The sequence below is a fragment of the Xanthomonas rydalmerensis genome, from assembly GCF_033170385.1.
GTDB classification, from domain to species: Bacteria; Pseudomonadota; Gammaproteobacteria; order Xanthomonadales; family Xanthomonadaceae; genus Xanthomonas_A; species Xanthomonas_A rydalmerensis.
On sequence record NZ_CP126170.1, the window covers coordinates 940,488 to 964,920 of the forward strand.

21 protein-coding genes are annotated in these 24,433 nt (G+C 69.6%); 16 read left to right on the forward strand and 5 right to left on the reverse strand.

The window, feature by feature from the left end:
- Positions 1 to 182: 182 nt before the first annotated feature.
- The 3 genes from mltB to QN245_RS03995 all read left to right on the forward strand — a co-directional run bounded on the left by mltB (position 183) and on the right by QN245_RS03995 (position 4,173).
- Entirely contained in the window at positions 183 to 1,319 is a 1,137-nt protein-coding gene (mltB, locus tag QN245_RS03985; RefSeq protein ID WP_317844620.1) for a lytic murein transglycosylase B, read from the forward strand.
- Positions 1,316 to 2,812 carry a septal ring lytic transglycosylase RlpA family protein gene (locus tag QN245_RS03990; protein ID WP_317844621.1) on the forward strand — a complete coding sequence of 499 codons (1,497 nt, stop codon included), beginning with the start codon at positions 1,316 to 1,318 and terminating at the stop codon, positions 2,810 to 2,812. Before mltB ends, QN245_RS03990 begins: the two co-directional genes overlap by 4 nt.
- 149 nt (positions 2,813 to 2,961) lie before the next feature.
- A complete protein-coding gene (locus QN245_RS03995) occupies positions 2,962 to 4,173 on the forward strand; it encodes a D-alanyl-D-alanine carboxypeptidase family protein (protein WP_160966747.1) in 1,212 nt (403 codons plus the stop codon).
- Between the two features lie 169 nt (positions 4,174 to 4,342).
- Here QN245_RS03995 and QN245_RS04000 read toward each other — a convergent pair whose 3' ends face one another.
- A complete protein-coding gene (locus QN245_RS04000; protein ID WP_160966749.1) occupies positions 4,343 to 5,395 on the reverse strand; it encodes a lipid A deacylase LpxR family protein in 1,053 nt (350 codons plus the stop codon).
- A gap of 353 nt (positions 5,396 to 5,748) precedes the next feature.
- On the opposite strand from QN245_RS04000, the gene QN245_RS04005 reads away from it, so the two are divergent.
- The 4 genes from QN245_RS04005 (at position 5,749) to QN245_RS04020 (ending at position 10,166) form a co-directional block, all read left to right on the forward strand.
- Positions 5,749 to 6,027 carry a YbeD family protein gene (locus QN245_RS04005; RefSeq protein WP_160966751.1) on the forward strand — a complete coding sequence of 93 codons (279 nt, stop codon included), beginning with the start codon at positions 5,749 to 5,751 and terminating at the stop codon, positions 6,025 to 6,027.
- Complete coding sequence (gene lipB / locus QN245_RS04010; protein ID WP_184645933.1) at positions 6,015 to 6,722, forward strand: lipoyl(octanoyl) transferase LipB; 708 nt, start codon at positions 6,015 to 6,017, stop codon at positions 6,720 to 6,722. The genes QN245_RS04005 and lipB overlap by 13 nt, the downstream gene beginning before the upstream one ends.
- 22 nt (positions 6,723 to 6,744) lie before the next feature.
- Entirely contained in the window at positions 6,745 to 7,755 is a 1,011-nt protein-coding gene (lipA, locus tag QN245_RS04015; RefSeq protein ID WP_160966755.1) for a lipoyl synthase, read from the forward strand.
- 233 nt (positions 7,756 to 7,988) lie between these two features.
- A complete protein-coding gene (locus tag QN245_RS04020; protein ID WP_317844622.1) occupies positions 7,989 to 10,166 on the forward strand; it encodes a carboxy terminal-processing peptidase in 2,178 nt (725 codons plus the stop codon).
- 326 nt (positions 10,167 to 10,492) lie between these two features.
- Here the strand turns inward: QN245_RS04020 and QN245_RS04025 are convergent, their stop codons facing one another.
- Positions 10,493 to 11,236: a sulfite exporter TauE/SafE family protein gene (locus tag QN245_RS04025; RefSeq protein WP_317845302.1), complete on the reverse strand. Its 744-nt coding sequence runs from the start codon at positions 11,234 to 11,236 to the stop codon at positions 10,493 to 10,495.
- 86 nt (positions 11,237 to 11,322) lie between these two features.
- On the opposite strand from QN245_RS04025, the gene QN245_RS04030 reads away from it, so the two are divergent.
- Positions 11,323 to 12,222, forward strand: coding sequence for a LysR substrate-binding domain-containing protein (locus QN245_RS04030; RefSeq protein WP_317844623.1), 900 nt, complete (start codon positions 11,323 to 11,325; stop codon positions 12,220 to 12,222).
- 354 nt (positions 12,223 to 12,576) lie between these two features.
- Here the strand turns inward: QN245_RS04030 and QN245_RS04035 are convergent, their stop codons facing one another.
- On the reverse strand, positions 12,577 to 13,458 hold the full coding sequence (locus QN245_RS04035) for an endonuclease/exonuclease/phosphatase family protein (protein ID WP_425612912.1): 882 nt from the start codon (positions 13,456 to 13,458) through the stop codon (positions 12,577 to 12,579).
- 86 nt (positions 13,459 to 13,544) lie between these two features.
- Positions 13,545 to 14,540, reverse strand: a complete 996-nt coding sequence (locus QN245_RS04040) for an arabinogalactan endo-1,4-beta-galactosidase (protein WP_184647697.1) — start codon at positions 14,538 to 14,540, stop codon at positions 13,545 to 13,547.
- Between the two features lie 288 nt (positions 14,541 to 14,828).
- Between QN245_RS04040 and QN245_RS04045 the strand changes: the two genes are divergently transcribed.
- The 6 genes from QN245_RS04045 (at position 14,829) to QN245_RS04070 (ending at position 20,896) form a co-directional block, all read left to right on the forward strand.
- The gene (locus tag QN245_RS04045) at positions 14,829 to 15,884 is read left to right on the forward strand and encodes a bifunctional nicotinamide-nucleotide adenylyltransferase/Nudix hydroxylase (RefSeq protein WP_017909091.1); all 1,056 of its coding nucleotides are present in this window, start codon (positions 14,829 to 14,831) and stop codon (positions 15,882 to 15,884) included.
- A gap of 60 nt (positions 15,885 to 15,944) precedes the next feature.
- Positions 15,945 to 17,369 carry a nicotinate phosphoribosyltransferase gene (locus QN245_RS04050; protein ID WP_317844624.1) on the forward strand — a complete coding sequence of 475 codons (1,425 nt, stop codon included), beginning with the start codon at positions 15,945 to 15,947 and terminating at the stop codon, positions 17,367 to 17,369.
- Positions 17,370 to 17,408: 39 nt separating this feature from the next.
- Positions 17,409 to 18,485 carry a hypothetical protein gene (locus QN245_RS04055; RefSeq protein ID WP_425612940.1) on the forward strand — a complete coding sequence of 359 codons (1,077 nt, stop codon included), beginning with the start codon at positions 17,409 to 17,411 and terminating at the stop codon, positions 18,483 to 18,485.
- Positions 18,478 to 19,524, forward strand: coding sequence for a DNA methyltransferase (locus QN245_RS04060; protein WP_184647704.1), 1,047 nt, complete (start codon positions 18,478 to 18,480; stop codon positions 19,522 to 19,524). Before QN245_RS04055 ends, QN245_RS04060 begins: the two co-directional genes overlap by 8 nt.
- Positions 19,525 to 19,649: 125 nt before the next feature.
- Positions 19,650 to 20,396, forward strand: coding sequence for a DUF2242 domain-containing protein (locus tag QN245_RS04065; RefSeq protein WP_317844625.1), 747 nt, complete (start codon positions 19,650 to 19,652; stop codon positions 20,394 to 20,396).
- 131 nt (positions 20,397 to 20,527) lie between these two features.
- Complete coding sequence (locus QN245_RS04070) at positions 20,528 to 20,896, forward strand: glycine zipper 2TM domain-containing protein (protein ID WP_160966777.1); 369 nt, start codon at positions 20,528 to 20,530, stop codon at positions 20,894 to 20,896.
- 139 nt (positions 20,897 to 21,035) lie between these two features.
- Here QN245_RS04070 and QN245_RS04075 read toward each other — a convergent pair whose 3' ends face one another.
- Positions 21,036 to 21,926 (reverse strand): TIGR01777 family oxidoreductase, encoded by an 891-nt coding sequence (locus tag QN245_RS04075; RefSeq protein ID WP_317844626.1) that lies wholly within the window; start codon positions 21,924 to 21,926, stop codon positions 21,036 to 21,038.
- A 239-nt stretch (positions 21,927 to 22,165) separates the two neighbouring features.
- Here QN245_RS04075 and QN245_RS04080 point away from each other — a divergent pair, with 239 nt between their 5' ends.
- Together QN245_RS04080 and gnd are read left to right on the forward strand one after the other, a co-directional pair.
- A complete protein-coding gene (locus QN245_RS04080; RefSeq protein ID WP_317845304.1) occupies positions 22,166 to 23,419 on the forward strand; it encodes a hypothetical protein in 1,254 nt (417 codons plus the stop codon).
- A 69-nt stretch (positions 23,420 to 23,488) separates the two neighbouring features.
- The gene (gene gnd / locus QN245_RS04085) at positions 23,489 to 24,433 is read left to right on the forward strand and encodes a phosphogluconate dehydrogenase (NAD(+)-dependent, decarboxylating) (RefSeq protein ID WP_317844627.1); all 945 of its coding nucleotides are present in this window, start codon (positions 23,489 to 23,491) and stop codon (positions 24,431 to 24,433) included.

Here is a 24,433-nt window from a genome sequence, read left to right on the forward strand (position 1 = left end):
GCACCTGCTGCGACTGCGGGGCAATCCCAGGCGGTGTTTCACGCTCCGGCAGCAGCAGGTGGCCCTGAAGATGCAAGGCGCCCTGGGAAAGAATGCTGCAGGCGCACTTGACCTGCGGCAAAGTTCTTTTGTTTCATGGCGTTATTGGTAGAAATTCATCTTGAATCTGGTAGTCTGCCGGCATGATCCGACGCTCGCTGATTTGCCTGCTCACGCTTGGCCTGGTCGCATGCGCGACCCAGCCCAAGGCGCCACCGTCGCCGCCGCAGGCCAGCGCGCCGCCGCCTGCGCCGCGCCCGGCACCACCGGCCGAGGCCGCCCCGGAAGTGGTGCAGGCACCGCCGGTGGACCTGACCCCGGTGCCGTTCGAGGTCGCCCGCGCCAACTTCGTCCGCGATACCGCGGCCAAGTACGGCATGGAGCCGGCACAGATCGAGGCGACCCTGGCACAGGCCCAATTCAAGGATGCGATCGTTGCGGCGATGTCGCGCCCGGCCGAGCGGGTCAAGCCGTGGAGCGAATACCGGCCGATGTTCATCAGCCAGGCGCGGATCGATGGCGGCCGTGCCTTCCTGACCACGCATCGCGACGAACTGCAGCGGGTGCAGGCGCGCACCGGCGTGCCGGCCGAAGTCATCGTGGCGATCATTGGCGTGGAGACCAGCTACGGCAAGAACGCCGGCTCCTACCGCGTGCTGGACGCGCTGTACACGCTGGCGTTCCGCTATCCGCGCAGCGGCGATCCGGCCAAGCTCGAGCGCGAGGTGCGCCGCGAACTGTTCTTCCGCGACGAACTCGGCCAGTTGTTCGCGCTGGGCCGCGAGGAGAACCTGGACATCACCACCCTGATCGGCAGCTATGCCGGCGCGATGGGCCTGGGCCAGTTCATGCCGTCCAGCTACCGCCAGTTCGCCGTCGATGGCGATGGCGACGGCAAGCGCAACCTGTTCAGCGACTACGACGACGCGTTCTCGTCCATCGCCAACTACTTCGTCAAGAAGGGCGGCTGGGTGCGCGACGGCGTGGTCGCGGTGCCGGCGACGCTGCGTCCGGGCGCCGAGGAATTCAATCCCAGCGACTGGACCCCGACCTACACCCTGGCCGACCTGGCCGCGCGCGGCTACACGCCGACCGCGCCGGTGCCGGCGACGGCCGGCGGCGCCACCCCGATCACGCTCGACGGCAGCGCCGGCAAGCAGTACTGGCTGGGCTTCCAGAACTACTACGCGATCACCCGCTACAACAATTCCAAGATGTACGCGATGGCCGTCTATCAACTGTCCCAGGCCATCGCCGGCAAGGAGTTACCCCCGGCATGAACCCGAACGCGCTGCTCCGGATCGCTCCCGTCGTCGCTGTGCTGGCGCTGGCCGCCTGCAGCAGCGCTCCGAAGAAGACCGCCGGCGGCGCCAGCCCTGGCATCCGCGTCGAGGGCAAGGGGCCGGCGCACGTCGCCACCGGCTGCCCGTCGACCTCGCCCTACGCGCCGGCCAAGGAAGACCCGTCCAAGCGCGGCAACTACACCGCCGGCGGCCTGTACGCGCCCGGCGTGCGCGATACCACACCGGACTACGTGCCCAACGTCGCCTGCATCCCCGAGCCGCTGGTCACCGACGAACCGCGTTCGGCGATCGGCAACCGCTCGCCGTACACGGTGCTGGGCCGCGAGTACGTGGTCATCGACGATCCGCACAGCTACGTCGAGCGCGGCACCGCCTCCTACTACGGCGGCAAGTTCCATGGCCGGCTGACCTCCAACCGCGAGGTCTACGACATGTACGCGTTCACCGCCGCGCACAAGACCCTGCCGCTGCCCAGCTTCGCCCTGGTCACCAACCTGGACAACGGCGAATCGGTGGTGGTGCGGATCAACGACCGCGGCCCGTTCCACGACGACCGGCTGATCGACCTGAGCTACGCGGCGGCGGTCAAGCTCGGCATCACCGGCAAGGGCACCGGCCGCGTGGAAGTGCGCGGACTGACCCCGGCCGACAACGGTGATCTGCTGGCGCGTCGCCGTACCGGCCGCCAGCCCGCGACGCTGCTGGCCAGCGCGCGCAGCGACGCCACCACGCGCGATCCGGCCGCGGTGCGGCGCGCCGCGCAAATGGACGACCTGGTGAAGACCCTGCCGGCGAAATCGAGTGGATCGGCCGGCGGCACCGTGGCCGCCGCCGCGACCGTGCCGGCGCGCGCGGTTCCGGTGGCTGCGGTTGCCGCGCCGACCGCCGCGGCGGCGACCGCCACGGCCGCGGCGCTGCCGGAAGGCGAGCGCTGGCGCTACCGCGTGCAGGATGCGCCGGGCCGGGTCGGCGATGCCGACCGCTTCGATGCCTGGATGAAGTCGCGCGGCGTGCGCGTGGCCACCGGCAAGCCGACCACGCCCGCGCCCAGCGTGGCCGCGGCGAGTGCGCCGGCACGCGGATCCCGTGGCGTCGCGACGGCCAAGCCCACTGCCGCGCCTGCGGCCGCCGCGGCAGCGCCGACCGTCGCCGTGGCGACGCCGGCGACGCCGGCGACTCCGCCTGCGCCGGTCGCCACCACCGCGCCGCGCGCCGAGGCCGACAGCGCGCGCGGGCCGCTCGGCATCCTGCTGCAGGTGGCCAGCTTCGCCAGTCGCGAGAACGCCAACCGCGCGCTGTCGCAGCTCGCTTCGGCCGGCATCGTCGGCGCCAGCATCAGCGACATCGTCTCCGGCGGCCGCACCCTGTGGCGGCTGCGGGTGGCGGCCGAAGACCATGGCCGCGCCGCGGAGCTGGCCACCCGCATCGCCGGCCTGGGTTTCGGCCGGCCGCAGATCGTCAAGGATTGAGGCGTCGCGCCCGCCGTTGCGGGCCTGCGCCGCGCCGATGGCTTAACGCCGGTTCGCGCGCGGGTCCGCGCCGCGCCTGCCAGGGCGCCGGCTCGGCCTACAATGTCGCGTTTTCCATCGGCCTTCGGGCCCGCCAGGAGTCGTTTTAGATGAAATTCCGCTTCGCCGTCGCTGCCGTGGCCACGTTCGCCGTCGGCCTGGTTTCCGCGCAGACGCCCGGCCCGGTTCCCGCGCCGCCGCCCGCTGCCGCCGCCGCTCCGGCCACCGTGGCGATCCCGCCCGCGCCGAAGCCGGCCGTGTCCAAGTCCTGGGTGCTGATGGACTACGCCACCGGCCAGGTGCTGGCCGGCGAGAACGAACACGCACGCGTGGCCCCGGCCAGCATCACCAAGGTGATGACCTCGTACGTGATCGCGGCCGAACTGAAGCTGGGCAAGATCACCCGCGACGACCAGGTCATGCTCAGCGAGCGCGCCTGGCGCGAGGGCGGCGCCGGCACCGACGGCAGCTACAGCGGCTTCCCGGTCAACAAGACCGCGCGCCTGGAAGACATGGAAAAGGGCATGGCGATCCAGTCCGGCAACGACGCGGCGATCGCGTTGGCCGAACATACCGCCGGCAGCGAGGAAGCCTTCGCGTCGCTGATGAACGAGTACGCGAAGAAGATCGGCATGACCGGCTCGCACTTCGTCAACGCCCACGGCCTGTCGGCCGAAGGCCACTACACCACCGCCTACGATCTGGCGCTGCTGGGCCGGGCGATGGTGCGCGACTACCCGGAAACCTACGCCTACAACAAGATCAAGGAATTCCGCGTCGGCGACATCACCCAGCCGAACCGCAACCTGCTGCTGTGGCGCGACCCCAGCGTGGACGGCATCAAGACCGGCCACACCTCCGAGGCCGGCTACTGCCTGCTCAGCTCTGCCAAGCGCGGCGACCAGCGCCTGATCGCAGTGGTGATGGGCGACAGCTCCGAGAAGCAGCGCGCCGAGGACAGCCTGGCGCTGTTGAACTGGGGCTTCCGCTTCTTCGAGACCCACAGCCTGTACGAGCCGGGCAAGCAGGTCGCGCAGCAGCGCGTGTGGAAGGGCACCGAGAAGCAGGTGCTGCTGGGCGTGGCGCAGCCGCTGCTGGTCAGCGTGCCGCGCGGCCGCTACAACGAGCTGAAGCCGGCGATCGAAGTGCCCAAGACCCTGGAAGCGCCGATCAAGCAGGGCCAGCAGATCGGCATGGTCAAGGTGAGCCTGGACGGCAAGGTGGTGGCGCAGGCCCCGCTGGTGGCGCTGAAGGCGGTCGACGAGGCCGGCTTCTTCAAGCGTCTGTGGGACAGCTTCTGGATGTGGTGGGAATCGGAGTAAGTTCCTCTCCTCTCGAAAAAAGCCGGCTGACGCCGGCTTTTTTCTTGGGGATTCGGGAGTGGGGATTCGGGATTGGTGGCGACAACGCGTGCTGCCTCTCGTTCTCGTAAGGCACTGCGCGCTCGCGAAGACTTGCGAATCCCCAATCCCGACTCCCCAATCCCGGCGGCTAAAGCCGATAGCTGATCGTGAAACTCCCGAATACCGGCGTCTGTCGCTGCAGGTCGAATTCGCGGGTGCGCCAGTAGCGGGCGAGCGCGAACTTCCACTTGCCGCGCGTCACCGCCAGGCCGACGCCGGCGTCGCCGACGAAGGGGCGCTTCTTCACGCTGTGGCTGTCGCGGAAGGTGTTGCCGTCCAGGGTGATGTCGCGCAGTACCCAGCGGCCGTCGCTGGTCACGAACAGATGCGCCGACCAGCCGCTGCCGACGCTGCTGGCGGGCGGGGCGACGTTCTCGCCGGCGGGACGCAGCGGCGAACTGCCGAAATCGTCCGGCAGCTTCCAGCCCAGGCGCAGTTCCATGCCGGCATTGGCGTGGGTGTCCAGCGTGCCCAGCGCGCCGCCCCAGTGGCTGATCGCGTCCCAGCCCCAGCCGTCGCGGCTGCCCTCGCCGGACCAGCGGCGCATGCGTTCGTGCAGCACGCGGAACACCGGTTCGTCGTGCAACTGGTTGTCCCAGCCCTGGAACTTGGCGTCGCCGAGCACCTCGTGCACCGCATCCTGTACCTGCTTGCCCTGTGCCGAAGGGCCGATCAGGCCCAGGGTGAGTTGCGTGGTGCGCAGGCGGTCGTCGTTGCGCGCGTTGTAGCCGATGTTCATCAGCAACAGGCCGGCGTAGGGACGGTCGTCCTCGATCAGGTCGCGGCGGGTCTTGTCGGTGGGGGTGAACAGCGCCTGCCCGATCGCGAAGGTCATGTTGCGCTGGGTGAAGTCGCTGTTCGGCTGCAGCCAGGTCAGAGAGCGGTTCACCGCCCGCGCCAGCCGCGGCAGGCAGGGGTCGTCGGTGTAGTCGCGCAGGTTCGGCGAGACCAGGATCAGGCCGAAGCCGTTGGTATAGCCCTGATCCTGGCCGGCGCCGCCGAACAGGTCGTTGTCGAGGCGGAAGTTGACCGTGGGCGGGGTCGCCTCCCGCGTCTCGCGTGGGCATTCGGTGGCGGCGGCCGGCGCTGCGGCGAGGGCGAGCGCGGCGGCAAGGGGGAGAAACGGGCGCGATGACGGCATGGACGGCGTCTCTGGTCGGGAAGGGGAGTGAGCGGCGATGCGCGCCTGCGGCAGCCGATGCCGGCGAACACCCCGGACCATGAACGCAGCCCGTGCGACAAGGATAGGCAAATGTGGCGTAGCGGACAAATTCGTCCGTTTGGGTTTGTCCGTCCCATTTGCCCTCTTGTCGTGTGAAGGCGACGGTGCACCGTGCGGGGGCAAGGAGCACTGCCGCCGGCAGGAGGCCACGCCACGGCGACGCTTGGTCAGTTGGTCGGTACCCTGTCCTGCGCGGCTCCGGGTGCCGGAGCACTGCCGGCCTACTCGGCGCGGCCTTGGGTTTGTCCGGTGCCGGCCCGATAATGCGGGGCATGGACATCACTTCCGACAACCCCGATCACGGTTTCCAGTTCCCCGGCGTGTTCGAACTGAGCGCCATGGGCACCGCCGACACCGGCCTGGAGGCCGAGCTGCCGCGCCTGCTCGCCGCCGCCGGCGTGGAGGTGATGGACGAGCGCATCAGCTGGAAGCATTCGTCCAACGGCAAATACGTGTCGGTGCGCATCGCCTTCCGTGCCGCGGACCGCGCCCAGTACGACGCCGCGCACCAGGCGCTGCGCGAGCACCCGGAAGTGAAGTGGACGCTGTAGCCGCGGACGCGCCAGTGGCGCCGGCAACGACGCTGCCGCCGTGCCGCGTCCGCCAGCTCGGCCGCCAGCCCTACGAGCCGGTGTGGCGGGCGATGCAGCGCTTCACCGATACGCGCGACGAGGCGACCCCCGACGAGTTGTGGGTGGTCGAACACGACCCGGTATTCACCCTCGGCCAGGCCGGCAAGCCGGAACACGTGCTGGCGCCAGGCGACATCCCGGTGCTGCAGGTCGACCGCGGCGGCCAGGTCACCTACCACGGCCCCGGCCAGTTGGTGGTGTACCCGTTGCTGGACCTGCGCCGGCTGCACATCGGCGTGCGCGACTACGTGTGCCGCATCGAGCAGGCGATCATCGACACCCTCGACGAATGGAACATCCTCGGCCAGCGCCGCGAGGGCGCGCCGGGTGTCTACGTCGGCGGCGCCAAGGTCGCCGCGCTCGGCATCCGCGTGCGGCGCGGCTGCACCTTCCACGGCCTGTCGTTCAACGTGGCGATGGACCTGGAGCCGTTCCACCGGATCAATCCCTGCGGCTACCAGGGCCTGCAGGTGACTGCGGTGCTAGACTTGGGCGGTCCCTCCGGCATGCAGGCGGTCACTCCGGTCCTGCTGGCCCAACTGGCGCGCCAGTTCGGGCTGACCCTGCAGCCGCTCGACGCCTTGCCCGACCTCTCGCTCACGCACGCGGCCTGACCGCCTGCCCGCCGACCACGCCATGACCCAGCCCAGCGCACGCTCCATTCCCTTGCAGGTCCTTTCCGGCGACAGCGCCTCCGCGCCGCTGCAGACCGGCGTCAAGCAGTTGGGCGGCGACAAGATCGCGCGCTCGCCGGTGCAGTTCGCCGACGCGCCGGTGCTGCGCAAACCCTCGTGGATCCGCGTGCGCATTCCCTCCGGCAATGCGGTGCAGACCCTCAAGGCCAAGCTGCGCGAGAACCGTCTGGTCACCGTCTGCGAAGAGGCCAGCTGCCCGAACATCCACGAGTGCTTCGGCCACGGCACCGCCACCTTCATGATCCTGGGCGAGGTCTGCACCCGGCGTTGCTCGTTCTGCGATGTCGCCCACGGCCGGCCCAAGCCGCCGGACGCCGGCGAGCCGGCCAGCCTGGCGCAGACCGTGGCCGACATGGGCCTGAAGTACGTGGTGGTGACCAGCGTCGACCGCGACGACCTGCGCGACGGCGGCGCCCAGCATTTCGCCGACTGCATCGGCGCGATCCGCGCCGCCGCGCCGACCACCCGCATCGAGATCCTGACCCCGGACTTCCGCGGCAAGGGCCGCATGGACCGTGCGCTGGAGATCCTGGCGACCAATCCGCCGGACGTGTTCAATCACAACATCGAGACCGTGCCGGACCTGTATCCCAACGTGCGTCCCGGCGCCGACTACCAGTGGTCGCTGACCCTGCTGAAGAAGTTCAAGGCGCAGCATCCGGCCATCGCCACCAAGTCCGGCATCATGCTCGGCCTGGGCGAGACCCTGGAGCAGGTGCAGGCGACCCTGCGCGACCTGCGCGCGCACGACGTGGACATGGTCACCATCGGCCAGTACCTGCAGCCGACCGCGCATCACCACCCGGTGATGCGCTACTGGACGCCGGACGAATACAAGGCGCTGGAGGAGTACGGCAACGCGCTGGGCTTCAGCCACGTCGCCTCCGGCCCGATGGTGCGCTCGTCCTACCACGCCGATCGCCAGGCTGCCGGCGCCGGCGTCGCCGCCTGATCCTTCTCCGCGCACATGGCCCGCGCGCATCGCGCATGGCCGCGGCGGCGACGCACGTTCGTCGCCGCACAGCGACCGTCCACACGGCTCGCACCGGCAACGTTCACACTTCTGCGCATGTCGGCCGCTAGTCTGCTTCATGAACAGGTGACACGGCCTGCAACTTGCGTCACTGTCGTGTTGTCTCACGCGATGTGCTGCCCCCCTGACGGCCTGGTGCCGAGAGTTCCCAGATGAAATTCAAAGCTTCCGCCTTCCTGCTGGCGTTTGCGCTGACCGCACCGCTGGCGCTGTTCGCCCGTACCGATGCGCCCGCGCTGCCGGCCGCTGCCACCGCCGACCAGGCCACCACCGCCAAGCTGGTGTACGGCCTGCTTTCCGACAGCCGCTACGCCTACCGGCCGCGCGCCCTCGACGAGGCGACCTCGAAGGAGGTCTTCAAGAAATATCTGGAGACCCTGGACGGCAGCAAGCAGTTCTTCACCCAGGCCGACGTCGACAAGTTCGCCGGGTTCCAGAACAACCTCGGCGCCAACATCTCCTCCGGCCAGCTGGAACCGGCGTTCCAGATCTTCGCCGTGTACCGGCAGCGCGTGGACGAGCGCATCGCCTATGCGCGCAAGCTGCTCAAGCAGGACTTCAACTTCGACGGCGACGAGAAGTTCGAGTACGACCGCAAGAACGCGCCGTGGGCCAAGGACGACCAGGAACTGGATGCGCTGTGGCGCAAGTCGGTGATGAACGACTGGCTGCGGCTCAAGCTGGCCGGCAAGAAGCCGGAAGACATCCGCAAGACCCTGGATCGGCGCTACGCCAATCTCGACGACTCGGTGAAGGAACTGAAGAGCGAGGACGTGTTCCAGTTCTTCATGAATGCCTATACCAACACCGTCGACCCGCACACAGACTATTTCACCCCGCGCACCGCCGAGAACTTCAACCAGCAGATGTCGCTGTCGCTGGAAGGCATCGGCGCGCAGCTGCAGAAGCAGGACGACCTGGTGGTGATCCGCGAGGTGATCCCGGGCGGGCCGGCCGCGCTGGACGGCACGCTCAAGCCGGGCGACCGCATCGTCGGCGTCGGCCAGGGCAAGACCGGGCCGGTCGAGGACGTGATCGGCTGGCGCATCGACGACGTGGTCGCCAAGATCCGCGGCGACAAGGACACCCAGGTGCGCCTGGAATACATCCCGGCCGAAGCCGGCGTGGACGGCAAGCACCGCCAGGTGCTGCTGACCCGGCAGAAGGTGCGCCTGGCCGAACAGGCCGCCAAGGGCGAGACCATCGAATTGCCGGCGAAGGACGGCGAGCCGGCGCGGCGCATCGGCGTGATCAAGCTGCCGGCGTTCTACCAGGACTTCGAAGGCCGTCGCCGCAACGCCAAGGACTATGCCTCGGCGACCCGCGACGTGGCCAAGCTGCTGGCCGGGTTCAAAACCGACAAGGTCGACGGCGTGGTGCTGGACCTGCGCAACAACGGCGGCGGTTCGCTGGACGAGGCGATCGAGCTGACCGGCCTGTTCATCGAGCAGGGCCCGGTGGTGCAGGTGCGTGAATCCGGCGGACGCGTCACCGTCAACAGCGACCAGAACCCGGGCGTGGCCTGGGACGGCCCGCTGGCGGTGCTGATCAACCGTGGCTCGGCCTCGGCCTCGGAGATCTTCGCCGGCGCCATCCAGGACTACGGTCGCGGCCTGATCATCGGCGAGACCAGCTTCGGCAAGGGCACGGTGCAGAACATCGTCGACCTGGACCGCTGGCCGGCCAACGAGACCGACCGCTTCGGCCAGGTCAAGCTGACCATCGCCCAGTTCTTCCGCGTCAGCGGCAGCAGCACCCAGCACAAGGGTGTGGTGCCGGACATCGCCTTCCCGGCCAGCGTCGATGCCACCGAGTTCGGTGAAAGCACCTACGACAACGCGCTGCCGTGGAGCCGCATCGCCGCGGTGCCGCACACCCAGTACGGCAATTTCGCGCCGCTGCTGCCGAAGCTGGAAGCGCTGCACAGCAGCCGCATCGCCAGCGACAAGGAGTTCCAGTGGTGGGAAGAGGACGTGCGCCAGTTCCGCGACGAGGCGGCGAAGAAGTACGTGGTGCTCAACGAGGCCGAGCGCCGCGCCGAGCGTGAGAAGCAGGATGCGCAGCGCAAGCAGCGCCAGGAGATCCGCAAGCAGCTCGGCCTGCCGCTGGATCCGCTGGCCGACGACAGCAGCGACGACGGCCTGACCGGCAACGAGCGCGACATCGTCAAGGATGCCGCACGCGAGAAGCTGGTCGACAAGCGCCCGGATCCGCTGCTGCGCGAATCGGCCTCGATCCTGAGCGACGCGGTCAATCTGCTGGAGAAGGACCACCCGCTGTCGGTGCAGGTCCTGCCGCAGTCCACCGGCCCGGGGCGCTGGGCCGACTAAGCTCGCGCTCTACCGTCGCGAACACCGAACGCGCCATCGCCCAGCGATGGCGCGTTTTTCATTGCAGGTTCGGGCTTTGCAGGGCAGGCGTGCGCCCGTCGATCGTCCGCCGTGTCGATGCTTGCGGAGGGTTGGGCGGACTGAGGGGCCGGCCTGCAGTTTTTTGGTGATTGGTGAGAACCGCGGGCGTGGCGTTTGGTCTGCCGCGCGCGTGATGCGTGTCGTCGTAGGAGCGGCTTCAGGACACCTCTGGTAACGCCTTGTTGCCGCAGCTCGGTACGGTATGTCATCGCGATTGTAGGAGCGGTTGTGGCGGGATCACATCTTCAGCCCAGCGCCTGCCACAGTTGGTGCAAGCCCAGTCCCAGCAGGGTCAGGAAGAACACGCGGCGGAACGCGCTGGCGGAAATGCGCTGTCGCAGCCGTGCGCCCAGCCACATGCCCATGGCCGTGGGCAGCAACGCCAGCAATGACGGACCCAGCGCTTGCGCGGGGAAGGCGCCGTGCGCGACCAGTGCCGCAGCCAGCGCCAGGGTGGCTGCGGCGAAGCAACTGCCCAGGGCGCGCATCAGCGTGTCTCGCGGCAGGTCCAACGCCACCAGGTAGGGCAGCACCGGCAGCACGAACACGCCGGTGGCGCCGGTCAGCAGACCGGTCGCCAGGCCCACCGGTGGCCCTGCCCAGCGCGCCTGCGAGGGCGACAGGCGCGCCTGCCACTGGCTCAGGCCGAGCGCGGCGTATAGCGCCAGCAACGCGCCCAGGCCGGCGCGCGCCAGCCGTGGGTCGGCGCCGGCGAGGATGCCGGCGCTGAACCAGGTGCCGACGACGATGCACGCCAGCAACGGCCACAGTCGCCGCAGCAACATGCCGGTGCCCGCGCCCCAGGCCTGTTGCAGGTTGGTCAGCAGGGACGGCAGCGCCAGCAGCGCAGCGGCTTCGGTCGGCGTCAGCCACAGCCCCAGCAGGCCCATCGCCACCGTGGGCAGGCCCATGCCGGCCACGCCCTTGACGCCGCCGGCGAGCAGGAAGACCAGGGCGATCGGCAGCAGGTGCGATGCGAGCGTGTCCATGGCGACGAGCATCTGCGCGTCGTGGCGGCCGGACAATGCGCGAATGCTTCAGGCAGACTTCGGCAACGACGAAGGCGGGAGCGCCGATGCATCTGGATTTCACCGATCTGCGGCTGTTCCTGGCGGTGGCCGAGGCCGGCAGCATCACCGCGGGCGCCGATCGCGCGGCGCTGTCGCTGGCCGCCGCCAGTGCACGCATCCGCGCGCTGGAGACGCAGCTCGGCGTCGCACTGTTCGAGCGTGGCCCACGCGGCGTCGGCCTCACCGCGGCCGGCACCGCGCTGTTGCGGCACGCGCGGCAGTTGCTGCGCCAGGCCGAGGCGATGCGCAGCGAACTGGGTGACTACGCCGGCGGCCACCAGGCCAGCGTGCGCCTGTTGGCCAATACCGCGGCGCTGTCGGAATGGCTGCCGGAGCTGCTGGCCGAGTTCCTGGTGGCGCATCCGCGCATCGATCTGGCGCTGCGCGAGCAGGGCAGCGTCGCCGCGGCCGATGCGCTGCGCGAGCAACGCGCCGATCTGGCGGTGATCGCCGACCATGCCGATCTGCAGGGTCTGCAGGCGCATCCGTTCCGGCAGGACCGGCTGGTGCTGGTGGCCGCGGCCACGCACCCGCTGGCGCAGGCGTCGCAGCTGCGGTTCGCGCAGGTGTGGCAGGCGCAGTTCCTCGGCCTGGCCGAGGACAGCGCCCTGCAACAACACCTGCGCACGCAGGCGACGCGCGCAGGCGGGCGGCTGCGCATCCGCGCGCAGGTGCACGGCATCGAACCGCTGTGCCGCATGCTGGCGCGCGGCGCCGGTGTGGCGATCCTGCCGCAGGCGGCGCTGGAGCGGGTCAGCGTGCGCGCGCAACTGGTCGCGGTGCCGCTGCAGGAGCCGTGGGCGCTGCGCCAGTTGTCGATCGTCTGGCGTCCGACACCGGTGCCGTCGCCGCCGGTGCAGCAGGTGCTGGACTGGCTGTGTGCGCATGCTTCGCCTGCGGCGTGAAAGTCCGCAGGCTGACGCGTTGCGGATGGCTCTGACGACGTGCTTCTCAGTGGTGCGGCGGAACGTGTCGTTACCTTGCGGAAGCGTTCGTGTCGCCTGTTCGGATCACCCGCAATGGCTGTTTCCTGGTCATGCGCGTCGCGGCTGAAGCCGCTCCTACGACGAGCGGCCTTTCGTAGGCGTACATGCTCCCCTGGGAAGGAGGCCAGAACACCGCTAAGGCCTGCTTCGCCTGGCATCATCTTGCCTCGTAGGAGCGGCTTCAGCCGCGACAGGCGTTACCGCTAGCGCCTCTTTGCAACTGAAGCCGCTCCTGCACGCGCGCCTGCGGTCCATGCCGCAGGCTTCATCCCGTCACTGCGGCCAGGCGAACGTGGCGATCACCGGGAAATGGTCCGACGGCCAGTGACCCTGCGGCCGCGCGTCGAGCGTGGCGTAGTGGGTGGCCTGCAGCCCGCGCGAAAGGATCCAGTCGATGCGCCGGTCCGGGTGGCCGGTGAAATCGTGGAAGGTCGCTTCCGGGCCCTGCGGCTGTGCGACCTGCGTGCGCGCATCGGCCAGGCTGGCGGTGAGGGTGCGGTAGGTCGGCGAGTCCGGCACCGTGTTGAAATCGCCGGTCAGCACCACCGGCACGTCCGCCGGCAGGCCTTTCAGACGCGACACGATCAGCGCCGCGCCCTTGGCGCGTGCCGCTTCGTCCTCGTCGCGATAGGGCAGGTGGGTGTCGAACAGATAGAAGCGGCGGCCATCGCCGACGCGCTCGAACAGCCCCCAGTTGACCATGCGCGGCAGCGGATGGCCCCAGCTGATGCTACCCATGACTTCCGGCGTGTCCGACAACCAGAAGTGTCCCGATTCCACCAGTTTCAGTTTTTGGCTGTCGTAGAACACACCCATGCGTTCGCCGTCGTCCTTGCCGTCGCGGCTGGGGCCGAACCAGCGGTACTCCGGCAATTGCGCGGCCAGGTAGTCGGCCTGCCGCTTGACCAGTTCCTGGGTGCCGAATACATCCGGGTGCTGCGCGCGGATCAGCGCGGCCATCGCGCTGCGGCGCACGTCCCAGCGCTTGTCGCCGTCGGTGTCGACCGGCACGCGCACGTTGAAGCTCATCACCTTGAGCGGGGCCGGTGCGGCGGGCGACGCCGGCTCGCGCGCTTGCACTGGCGTGATGCACACGCCCAACACCAGCAGCAGAGGAAGCGCGAGCTTGCGCGCGGACGACAGCGACAGCGACATGGCAGATCTCGACAGGAGCGGAGCACGCGATGGTGGCATGGCGGTGGTGTCGGTGACCACCGCGTGGCGCTCCCGCCGAGCGGCGATCAGTTGAACGCCGACAGTGCCTGGGTGAGTTTCCCGTTGTTGTCGACCGCACCCATCGTGTAGCCCTGCCAGCCCGGGTACGCGTCGGGTTCCCAATAGAACACGCCCAGGCCGCGACTGCCGAGCGCGCGGGTCTTGCTCAGCAGATCGGCCAGCATCGCGCGGGTGGTGGCGGCCTGCTGCCAGTCCATGCCGACCTCGCTGACGATCACGTCCGACCCGTAGCGCGTCACCATGTCCTGCATGTTGCTGGCAATCTGGGTGTTGGCGCTCTGCCAGGCATTGGTGGAGGGATAGTGCGACATGCCGACCACGTCCCACTTGCCGCCGGCCGACTTGAGGCTGTCGAAGAACCAGCGGAAGGTCGCGTTGTCGTAGCCGTTGGCCAGGTGCACGATCACCTTGGCATTGGGGTAGACCGACTTGCTGGCGTTGTAGCCGCTGTTGATCAGTTGCGCGAGGTTGCCGAAGTTGGGCGTCTTGCCGTCCGGCCACAGCATGCCGCTGTTGATCTCGTTGCCTACCTGCACCCAGCTCACGTCGATGCCGTTGGACTTGAGATAGGAGAGGATGCCGCTGGTGTGCGCGTACACGTCCTTGACCAGCGTGGCGAAGTCGTGGCCGTTCCAGGCCGCCGGCTTGGTCTGCTTGCCGGGATCGGCCCAGCTGTCGCTGTAGTGGAAGTCGATCATGATGCGCATGCCCTGCGCCTTGGCCCGCTTGGCCATGTTCAGCGTGTCGGCGCCGTCGTTCCAGCCACCCTGCGGATTGACCCACACGCGCAGCCGGATCGCATTGACCCCGGTGCCCTTGAGCAGCGCGAAGAAGTCGGTGGTGGCACCGGAGGCGTTGCGGAACACGCGGCCGCTGCTCTCCTGCTGGTCGATCCAACTGACATCGGCGCCCTTGGCGAAGCTCTGCGCCATGGCCGGCGCACACAGGCACGCAAGCAACAACAGCAGCCAGGCGGACATGCGCTTGCTCGATCGGTTCATGCGATTCTCGCGGTGATGTGGGAACGGGGAGGGAGGGCGTCGCGTGGCCCTGAGCGGCGGCCCGCAGGACGTGCCGGGCCGTCCCCGCGGCCGCGGCGCGCACGAGGCTAGCGCGATCGTCGTGGCGACGCGCGCTGCACTGCAGCGGGGCTCCGGCGCGGCGTCCGCAAGCGCTGTCTGGACGGCCGATGAATCTGCGCGGTGCGTCACTTGACGCGATGCGGCATCGGCGTAGCATTCCGCTCACGCCAAGGGACAGACCCGCGGCGATCCACCCAACCGTGAGGGATGCTCATGGAATTCGACTATCTCGTGTTCATCGGGCGCTTCGAGCCCTTCCACAACGGCCACGCCGCCGTTGCCCGCCACGCCCTGGCGCGTGGACAGAAACTTATCTTCCTGATCGGCTCGGCCGAGACCCCCCGCACCATCCGCAATCCCTGGACCGTTGCCGAGCGCAGCGTGATGATCCAGGCCGCGCTGGAAGGCGCCGGCGAGCGGCTGATCCTGCGTCCGCTGCGCGATCACCTGTACAACGAAAGCCAGTGGATCGCCGCAGTGCAGTCCACGGTGGCCGAGGCGGTGCGTAGTGATGGCGGCAGCGCCGAGGCGCGGATCGGCCTGATCGGCATGGACAAGGATGCCAGCAGCTATTACCTGCGGGAGTTCCCGCAATGGCCGCTGGTCGACGTGCAGCACACAGAGACGCTGTCGGCGACCGAGCTGCGCCGTTACCTGTTCGAGGCCGGCAGCATCGATTTCCACGGCGCGCTGCTGATGCTGCGCGGCAACGTGCCGACGCCGGTGTTCGACATGCTCGAGGCGTTCCGCAAGAACTCGCCCTCGTATGCCGAGCTGCTCGCCGAATACCAGTTCATCGAGCAGTACCGCGCCGCCTGGAAGGAGGCGCCGTATCCGCCCACCTTCGTCACCGCCGACGCGGTGGTGGTGCATTCCGGGCACGTGCTGCTGGTGCGCCGCCGTGCGGCCCCGGGCAAGGGCCTGTGGGCGCTGCCGGGCGGCTTCGTCGGCCAGCACGAGAGCATCCTCGACGCCTGCCTGCGCGAACTACGCGAGGAGACCCGGCTGAAGATCCCGGTGCCGGTGCTCAAGGGCTCGCTGAAGAACCGCCACGTGTTCGATCATCCCGAGCGCAGCCTGCGCGGGCGCACCATCACCCACGCCTTCCACTTCGAGTTCGTGTTCGGCGAACTGCCCGAGGTGCGCGGCGGCGACGACGCCGACAAGGCGCGCTGGGTGCCGGTGAGCGAAGTGCTGGGCATGGGCCCGAAACTGTTCGAAGACCATCTGCACCTGCTCGAATTCTTCCTGGGCCGCGGTTGATGCGGCCTCCCGGCCGGCGGACAGACCGCCGGCTTTCCCAGACGCGAAGGAGCTTCCGTCATGCAATGCCTGAACAACCTGCTGCTCAACACCGATAGCTACAAGGCCAGCCACTGGCTGCAGTACCCGCCCGGCACCGACGCCACGTTCTTCTACGTGGAATCGCGCGGCGGCGTCTATGACCGGACCGTGTTCTTCGGCCTGCAGTCGATCCTCAAGGAGGCGCTGGGCCGCCCCGTCACCCATGCAGACATCGACGAGGCGCGCGACCTGTTCGCCGCGCACGGCGAGCCGTTCAACGAAGCCGGCTGGCGCGACATCGTCGACCGCCTCGGCGGCCAGCTGCCGATCCGCATTCGCGCCGTGCCCGAGGGCAGCGTGGTGCCGACCCACAACGCGCTGATGACCATCGAATCCACCGACGCGCAGGCCTACTGGGTGCCGTCGTACCTGGAGACGCTGCTGCTGCGCATCTGGTACCCGGTGACGGTGGCCACGGTGAGCTGGCACGCCAAGCAGACCCTGCGCCAGTTCCTGGAGCGCACCAGCGACGATCCGGATGGGCAGTTGCCGTTCAAGCTGCACGACTTCGGCGCGCGCGGCGTATCCAGCCTGGAATCGGCGGCGATCGGCGGTGCCTCGCACCTGGTCAACTTCCTCGGCACCGACACCGTGTCCGGGCTGTTGCTGGCGCGCGCGCACTACCATGAGCCGATGGCCGGCTATTCGATTCCCGCCGCCGAGCACAGCACCATCACCAGCTGGGGCCGCGAGCGCGAGGTCGATGCGTACCGCAACATGCTCAAGCAGTTCGGCAAGCCCGGTGGCGTGGTCGCGGTGGTGTCGGACAGCTACGACATCTTCCATGCGATCCGCGAGCATTGGGGCACCACGCTGCGCGACGAGGTGATCGCCTCCGGCGCCACCGTGGTGATCCGCCCCGACTCCGGCGATCCGGTGGCGGTGGTGCACCAGTGCCTGGAACTGCTCGACGAGGCCTTCGGCCACACCGTCAACGGCAAGGGCTACAAGGTGCTCAACCACGTGCGGGTGATCCAGGGCGACGGGGTCAACCCGACCAGCATTCGCGCGATCCTGGAGCGCATCACCAGCGCCGGCTACGCCACCGACAACCTGGCCTTCGGCATGGGCGGTGCGTTGCTGCAGCGGCTCGATCGCGATACGCAGAAGTTCGCATTGAAGTGCTCGGCCGCCCGTGTCGACGGGCGTTGGATCGACGTCTACAAGGACCCGGTCACCGACAAGGGCAAGCTCAGCAAGCGCGGCCGCATGCGCCTGCTGCGTCACCGCGAGTACGGCAGCTATCGCACCGAGCCGGTGGCGCCAGACGCGGTGTCGGCCGAGTCGGTCGCCGGTCCGGCCGGCTACGACGATGCGATGGTCACCGTGTGGGAGAACGGCCGCCTGGTGCACGACTGGACCTTCGCCGAGGTGCGCGAGCGCGCGAACGCCGCGCGCCTGTAGGAGGCGCCCATGGATGCGTCCCTGCCGAGTCCGCCGCCGTTGAGCGGCGGCTCGCCGCTGTTCGCCGCCCTGCGCGCCAGCACCCCGCATCTGGAATGGCGGGTGCCGGCCGCGGCGGATGCGTCGCGCTGGCGACAGCAGCGCATCGCTGCGCGCGACTACCGCGTCGCGCAGCCGGTGACTTTCACTCCCTACGCGTCGGTGCGGCCGTGTTCGGCGCGCTGCCGCTTCTGCTCGGAAACCCTGCGGCCGCAGGCCGGCGGCACCGCCGCGGCCAGCCTGCGGCCGCCGCCGGATTACTTCCCGCAGTTGCGCCAGGCGTTGGCGCAGCTGCGCGGGCTGCCGCTGTCGCATTCGCTGTCGGGGCTGGAGATGACCGACGACGAAGACTGGTTCGTGGAACTGCTGCAGACCCTGGGCGCGGCCGAGCGCGAGGGCCTGTTGGTCGAACAGCGGGTGCTGTACAGCAATGGCGCCGGCTTCGCCCGCGGCCAGGGCGAGACGCTGCTGCAGGCGCTGCAGCGTTTCGGCCTGTCGTGGCTGGAGTTGTCGCGGCACCATCCGCAACAGGCGCGCAACGACGCGATCATGCGTTTTCGCCCCGGCGAGGCGATCGCCGATGCGGGTGTCTTCGTCGCCACCGCGAAGCGCATCGCCGACGCGCTGCCGCTGCGCCTGGTGTGCATCCTGCAGCACGGCGGCATCGCCGATGCCGACGGCGTCGCGGCCTATCTGGACTGGGCGCGCGCCTGCGGGGCGCGTACGGTGATCTTCCGCGAGTTCTCCCGGCTCGGCGACGGCTACCGCGACGGCGGAACCGCGCGCTATCTGACCCAGGCACGGGTCGCGGTGGAACAGGTGCTCGGCGCCTGCATGGCCGCGCCATGGTGGCGCGACCTGCAGCCGCTGCAGATCACCGAGGGCTACTACTTCTGGAACCTGCGCCTGGCCACCGCCGACGGCATGGAGGTGGTGTTCGAGACCTCCGATTACGGCGCGATGCAGGCGCGCCACGACAGCGGCGACATCTACAAGCTGGTGTTCTTCGCCGACGGCCGGCTGTGCGCCGGCTGGCAGCCGGACCGCGATCTGCTGTGGCGGGCGGAGCATGGATAGCCGCAGTTGGTGGACGCCGGTGCAGGATCCGCCGGAGCATCGCTTGCCTGATGACCTGCGCCAGCGCGATCCGCTGGGCGCGCGCGACTGCGGCTGGGTCGGGCAGATGCGTCCGTTCGTGCGTCACTTCAGCGCGCCAGGCGAGCGCGTGCTGGATCCGTTCTGCGGCTTCGGCAGCACCTTGCTCGCGGCCGAAGTGGAAGGCCGCCACGGCATCGGCCTGGAGATCGACGCGGCGCGCGCGCTGCTGGCGCGCGAACGGCTGCAACGGCTCGGGCTACGGGCCGAAGTGCTGGACGGCGGCTTGCCGCTGTGCGTGCCCGACGCACCGGTGGATCTGTGCCTGACCAACGTGCCGTATTTCGGCTGCGCCTGGCCGGCCGCGGCGGCGCCTGGTCAGCTCTACGCCAGCGCCGACTACGCCGCTTATCTGCAGGGCCTGCGCGCCGTGTTCCATGGCGTGCGCCGCCTGCTGCGCGAGGACGGCTTCTGCATCGCGATGGTGGAGAACGTGCAACTCGGCGAGGCCACGCTGCCGCAGGCCTGGGACCTGGCGCGGATCCTCGGCAGCCTGTTCGCGCCTTGTCCCGAGCGCGTGCTGTGCTACCCGCGCGCGACGGCGCAGTCGCTGGCACCTGGCGATCCCCGCAGCGACCGCAGCCACGAGTACGCGCTGATCTTCCAGCACCGGCGCCAGCCCATCGACCTGCCGGGCACGGCGCAATTGCTGGCGGCCCTGCGTGCCGACGGGTTTGCCTTCGCGGTGCACGGCAGTTATCCATGCTGGCTGGCCGATCCGGCGGCGGCGGCGCGCCTGCCCGGCGACGTCGACCTGCTGCTGCCGCGCGACCTGGACAGGCTGCTGCGGCTGCTCGACTGGCTGCGCGCACGTGGCTTCCTGCTGAGCCTGTGGGGCGAACCGCTGGCGACGCCGCCGACCCTGGCACTGCTCGACGCCCATCATTACCTGCGCGCCGAACGCCGCGACCGCGACGGCGGCCTGCTGCGCGTGGACCTGGCGCTGGAGTCCGCCGCCTGACGCGGCGGTACCCCACGCCGCGCACCTCGCTAACCGCGGGATGAGCGGCCGCGGCGGCGTCAAGGCCGTGCCGACGCGCTTGCGGCTATCCTTTGCCGCGGTTCCCTCTCTTCGGTCAACGGCCTATGTCCGCTACCTCCAAGGTTCTCGCCATTCCCGCGCTCGCGCTGATTGCGATCGGCCTGAGTGGCTGCTTCGCCCGCAAGCAGGACGGCCTGGTGAAAGAGACCTTCAATTCCGACAACACCTATTCGCGCAACTACCCGGTGCAGCCGGCGCAGGCCTGCGAATCGGCGCGCCGCGCGCTGCTCAGCCAGGGCTACGTGGTGTCCAAGGCCACCGCCGATGCGGTGGAGGGCACCAAGAACTTCCAGCCCAGCGACGATCTGCACGAGCAACTCGAGTTGCGCGTGTCCTGTGTGGCGCATGGGCAGGACGAGTCCTGGGTGTTCGTCAGTGCATTGCAGGACCGCTATGCGTTGAAGAAGAGCCCGACCTCGGCCAGCGTCGGCGTCGGCGTGCTCGGCTCGGTGTCGCTGCCGATCGGCAGCAGCGACGACTCGATGGTGCGCGTGGCCAGCAGCACGGTGCAGGACGGCGACTTCTACAAGCGCTTCTTCCAGCTGATGACCGAGTACCTGCCCAAGAGCAAGCCGGCACCGGAGCCGCCTGCGCATCCGCCCGCGGCCACGCCCGCACCCGCGGCCGTGACGACGCCGGCACCGACCGCACCGGCACCCGTGCCGACTGCCGCGCCGACTCCGACGCCCGCCGCGGCGACCACGCCGCCGCCGGCACCCGCGGCCACCACCGCGGTGCAGCCGCCGGCCACCACGGTGCCGCCGAGCGGCGGCCCCGGCGGGGCCGACTGATTCAGGTGCAGCTGTAGAAGCTGAATGCGGCAAATTTCGCTTCACGAACCATTCGCGAAGCCGGTGAGAAGGTGGCGCCCGTCGAGAGCGCGGTGCTTGCGCATCGGCTCCGCCACCCAGGAGCAATCAGCATGAACACTCTCAAGTCCGCCTTGTGTCTTTCCGTGCTCGCCATCGCCACGGCCGCTGCGCCGCTGGCCGAGGCGCAACGCCACTACGGTCCCGAGGACGCCGGCCGCCGCTTCAGCGACGGCACCCGCGTGCACTGCAAGAAGGTCGCGGTGCGCAAGAACAGCACCGACCCCGACCGCATCGGCGGCACCGTGGCGGGTGCAGCGATCGGCGGCCTGCTCGGCAACCAGATCGGCAAGGGCGATGGCCGCAAGCTGGCCACGGTCGGCGGCGCGGTTGCCGGCGGTGCCACCGGCCGCTACATCCAGGGTCAGCGTCAGCAGGCCAATGGCAATCGCGTGGTCGAGACCGTCTGCAAGCGCTATTGAGTCGCGCGACCGCAGCGTGCCGATCGGCGCCTGACGCCGACGCGGCAACCTGATGCAGCTCGCCCCGGCGGAGGCCTCCGCCGGGGCGTTTTCATTTTGGTGTGCGGTGCGACGTTGCGCGATGTGGCGACGCGGTGCCTCAGTCGGCAAGCAAGGCGCGCAGTGCCATGTCCAGTTGCGGATAGCGGAACACATAGCCCTCGCGCTGCGCGCGTGCCGGCAGGACACGCTGGCTGCCCAGCAACAGGTCGGCCATCTCGCCGAAGGCCAGGCGCAGCGCCGCCGCCGGCATCGGCAACAGCGCGGGGCGATGCAGCGTCGCGGCGAGCTGCTGCGCGCATGCGGCGTTGGTCACCGGCGCCGGCGCCGTGGCGTCATAGGCGCCTTCGCCGCCTTGCTGCAGCAGCCACATCAGCAGCCCGACCTGATCGTCGCGGTGAATCCAGCTCATCCACTGGCGGCCATCGCCCATGCGCCCGCCCATGCCGAAACGGAACGGCAGCAGCATCCGCGCCAGCGCCCCGCCGTCGCGGCCCAGCACCACGCCGGTGCGGACCAGGCTGGTGCGCACGCCCAGTTCCTGCGCGCGCAGCGCCTCGGCTTCCCAGTCGCGGCACAGTTGCGCGGAAAAGTCGTCGCCGGGCGTGCTGGTTTCATCCAGGACCTCGTCGCCGCGGTCGCCGTAGTAGCCGATCGCCGAGCCGGAGATCAGGCAGCCCGGACGCTGCGCGGCGTCGAGCTTGCCTATCCAGTCGATCAGCGCACGGGTGGTACCGATGCGTGAGGTGCGGAAGCGGCGCTTGCGCGTGGCGCTCCAGCGGCCCTCGCCCAGCGGTTCGCCAGCCAGGTTGATCACCGCGTCGGCCGCTGCGGCGCGCTGCAGGTCGTCCAGCACCTGCACCGCCGGCAACAGCCGCGCCGCGCGTGCGGGGTCGCGGGTGAGCACGCTGACCTGGTACCCGGCGGCGAGCAGAGCCGGGCACAGCGCGCGGCCGATGAATCCGGTGCCTCCGGTAACGAGCACGTGCATGCAGGGGGTCGCTTGCGCCAAGGGAGCCGCAGTGTAGGGGCGCTGGGCATGGCGGAAGAGTGAATACCGGGGCCGTCGGTGCGGTGGGGTGGTTTCGCGATGCCTGCACGGGCCATGCGGCACGCTGCGCGGGCGCCACCGCGGCGCGGCCAACGGACGTTCCTGCTCGCGATGCCCGCTCCATGATCCAACTACCCCGCTTCGCTCGCATGCCGCGTCTGCGCCGCAGCGTTGGCCTGATGCTGGCCGCACTGCTCGCCAGTGCCGCGGCCACTGCCGCGCCAGCGCCGGCCGACCAGGCCAGCGCGGCTTGCCTGGCGGCACTGCTGGAGCGGTTGGGCTGGCGCCTCGGTAGCACCGCCGCCGCGCAACCGCAGATTGCGGCCGGCGCGCCATGCGAACGCGGTTCGCTGGCCGAGGCGCAGGCGCACGGCGATCTGCAGGCGGCCTTGCCCGCGACCTGGAACGCCGCGCAACGGCAGCAGGCGCTGCGTGCCTTGCTGGACGCGCCGGCGACGCAGTGCGGTTATTTCCTGCAGCTGGGCGCGGCCACCACGCGCGCGGTCGCACGGCTGCAGGACAATCCCGGCTATCGCTTCTCGGCGCTGCAACTGGGCTGGATCGGCTTCGGCCTGCGCGGGGCGCAGGCGCAGGGCTGGGAGCGCTTCCGCAGCTTCGGCCGCGGCTATCGTCCGGCAGGCGGCAATGCGCAGGCGATCGAGGCGTTCTACAGCGGCCACGTGCGCTCGGAATGCGGCGTCGGCCGGCAGATCGCGCAATTGGCCACACAGCGCGAGCTGTACGGCGATGCCGCATTCGATCGTGCGTTCAGTGCCGACGAGTTGTCGATCGGCACCTTCCTGACCCTGCACGACACCGACAGCATCCTGCTCGGCGCGCATGCCGGCACCTTCTTCGCCGACGGCAAGGCGGTCAAGACGTCGCAGCGCGGCCGTGCCGCCTTCCTCGGCGCGCCGGGCTACATCGTGCATGTGTTCGAGCGCCGCTATCTGGACGACATCAACAACCAGGCGGAGAACTTCGTGGTCGCCGCGGTCAGCGCCGAGGCCGCGGCGGCGCTGCGCGCGCACGGCGGCTTCGCGTACTACGACGCACAGAACCGGCGCATCTGGGAACTAGCGAAGACGCTGCGCGGCCCGGGCCGCGAACGCTTCGAACGGCTGCTGTACGCGCGCGACCCGGCGCTGCGCGCGCGCCTGGATCCGACGCAGCAGGCGGCGCTCGCGCAACTCGACGCCCTGCTCGACGATCCGTTCTACCGCGGCTTCCAGGTCTATGTGCATCCCAAGGGCGTCAAGCCGATCGGCTATCACGTGGTGCGGTTGCTGGATCGCAATCCGCGCACGCCGTTCGCGGTCGAGCTGACCCTGCACAATCTGCACACCACGCTGTACCAACGCTGGCGCGACCTGCAACTGCGCGATTGCGCGCAGGCGCCAGCGCCGGCGCCCGCCGCCGCACCAGCGCCTTAGCTGCGCGTCACGTCGGCGCCGTCGCTTCGTGAGACCCTAATCCTCCTTTTTTCGAACCGGGAACGACGCATGGAACTGGGACTTGTAGGCTTGGGCCGGATGGGCGCCAACATGGCCGAGCGGCTGGTGCGCGGCGGGCATCGCGTGGTCGGTTTCGACCTGGGCGAGGCCGCGCGCAACTCGGCGCAGCAGCGCGGGGTGGAAGCGGTCGACAGCATGGCCGCGCTGATCGCGGCGTTGCCGGCGCCGCGTGCGGTGTGGCTGATGGTGCCCGCCGGCAAGGTCGTCGACGACACCCTGGCCGCGTTGCTGCCGCTGCTGGACAAGGGCGATGTGGTGATCGACGGCGGCAACTCCTACTACAAGGATTCGATGCGCCGCGCCGGTGAACTGGCCGCGCACGGCATCGCCTATGTCGATTGCGGCACCAGCGGCGGGGTGTGGGGATTGCGCGAGGGCTACAGCCTGATGATCGGTGGCGACACCGCCGCGGTACAGCGCCTGCACGACGTGTTCGCGACCCTGGCGCCGGCCGCCGATGCCGGCTGGGGACATGTCGGCCCCAGCGGTGCCGGCCACTTCACCAAGATGGTCCACAACGGCATCGAGTACGGAATGATGCAGGCCTATGCCGAGGGCTTCGCGCTGATGGGGCGCAAGCAGGAATTCGCGCTGGACCTGCACCAGGTGGCCGAGGTCTGGCGCCAGGGCAGCGTGGTACGTTCGTGGCTGCTGGACCTGTGCGCGGATGCGCTGGGCGCCAATCCGACCCTGGCCGGGATCGCGCCGTTCGTCCAGGACTCCGGCGAAGGCCGCTGGACCGTGGCCGAGGCGATCGACCTGGACGTGCCGGCGCCGGTGATCACCCTGTCGTTGCTGGAGCGGTTGCGCTCGCGCGACGACGATTCGTTCGCCGACAAGTTGCTGGCGGCGATGCGCAACCAGTTCGGCGGCCATGCGATCAAGCACGAGGGCGGCGACGCGCCCGCGCCGGGCGGCACGCGTCCCGCCTGA

Excerpts from the sequence above, each read along its gene's own strand:
- mltB (WP_317844620.1), top strand. The coding sequence starts at position 183 with ATGATCCGACGCTCGCTGATTTGCCTGCTCACGCTTGGCCTGGTCGCA.
- QN245_RS03990 (WP_317844621.1), top strand. The coding sequence starts at position 1,316 with ATGAACCCGAACGCGCTGCTCCGGATCGCTCCCGTCGTCGCTGTGCTG.
- QN245_RS03995 (WP_160966747.1), top strand. The coding sequence starts at position 2,962 with ATGAAATTCCGCTTCGCCGTCGCTGCCGTGGCCACGTTCGCCGTCGGC.
- QN245_RS04000 (WP_160966749.1), bottom strand. The coding sequence starts at position 5,395 with ATGCCGTCATCGCGCCCGTTTCTCCCCCTTGCCGCCGCGCTCGCCCTC.
- QN245_RS04005 (WP_160966751.1), top strand. The coding sequence starts at position 5,749 with ATGGACATCACTTCCGACAACCCCGATCACGGTTTCCAGTTCCCCGGC.
- lipA (WP_160966755.1), top strand. The coding sequence starts at position 6,745 with ATGACCCAGCCCAGCGCACGCTCCATTCCCTTGCAGGTCCTTTCCGGC.
- QN245_RS04020 (WP_317844622.1), top strand. The coding sequence starts at position 7,989 with ATGAAATTCAAAGCTTCCGCCTTCCTGCTGGCGTTTGCGCTGACCGCA.
- QN245_RS04025 (WP_317845302.1), bottom strand. The coding sequence starts at position 11,236 with ATGGACACGCTCGCATCGCACCTGCTGCCGATCGCCCTGGTCTTCCTG.
- QN245_RS04030 (WP_317844623.1), top strand. The coding sequence starts at position 11,323 with ATGCATCTGGATTTCACCGATCTGCGGCTGTTCCTGGCGGTGGCCGAG.
- QN245_RS04035 (WP_425612912.1), bottom strand. The coding sequence starts at position 13,458 with ATGTCGCTGTCGCTGTCGTCCGCGCGCAAGCTCGCGCTTCCTCTGCTG.
- QN245_RS04040 (WP_184647697.1), bottom strand. The coding sequence starts at position 14,540 with ATGAACCGATCGAGCAAGCGCATGTCCGCCTGGCTGCTGTTGTTGCTT.
- QN245_RS04045 (WP_017909091.1), top strand. The coding sequence starts at position 14,829 with ATGCTCATGGAATTCGACTATCTCGTGTTCATCGGGCGCTTCGAGCCC.
- QN245_RS04050 (WP_317844624.1), top strand. The coding sequence starts at position 15,945 with ATGCAATGCCTGAACAACCTGCTGCTCAACACCGATAGCTACAAGGCC.
- QN245_RS04060 (WP_184647704.1), top strand. The coding sequence starts at position 18,478 with ATGGATAGCCGCAGTTGGTGGACGCCGGTGCAGGATCCGCCGGAGCAT.
- QN245_RS04065 (WP_317844625.1), top strand. The coding sequence starts at position 19,650 with ATGTCCGCTACCTCCAAGGTTCTCGCCATTCCCGCGCTCGCGCTGATT.
- QN245_RS04070 (WP_160966777.1), top strand. The coding sequence starts at position 20,528 with ATGAACACTCTCAAGTCCGCCTTGTGTCTTTCCGTGCTCGCCATCGCC.
- QN245_RS04075 (WP_317844626.1), bottom strand. The coding sequence starts at position 21,926 with ATGCACGTGCTCGTTACCGGAGGCACCGGATTCATCGGCCGCGCGCTG.
- QN245_RS04080 (WP_317845304.1), top strand. The coding sequence starts at position 22,166 with ATGCTGGCCGCACTGCTCGCCAGTGCCGCGGCCACTGCCGCGCCAGCG.
- gnd (WP_317844627.1), top strand. The coding sequence starts at position 23,489 with ATGGAACTGGGACTTGTAGGCTTGGGCCGGATGGGCGCCAACATGGCC.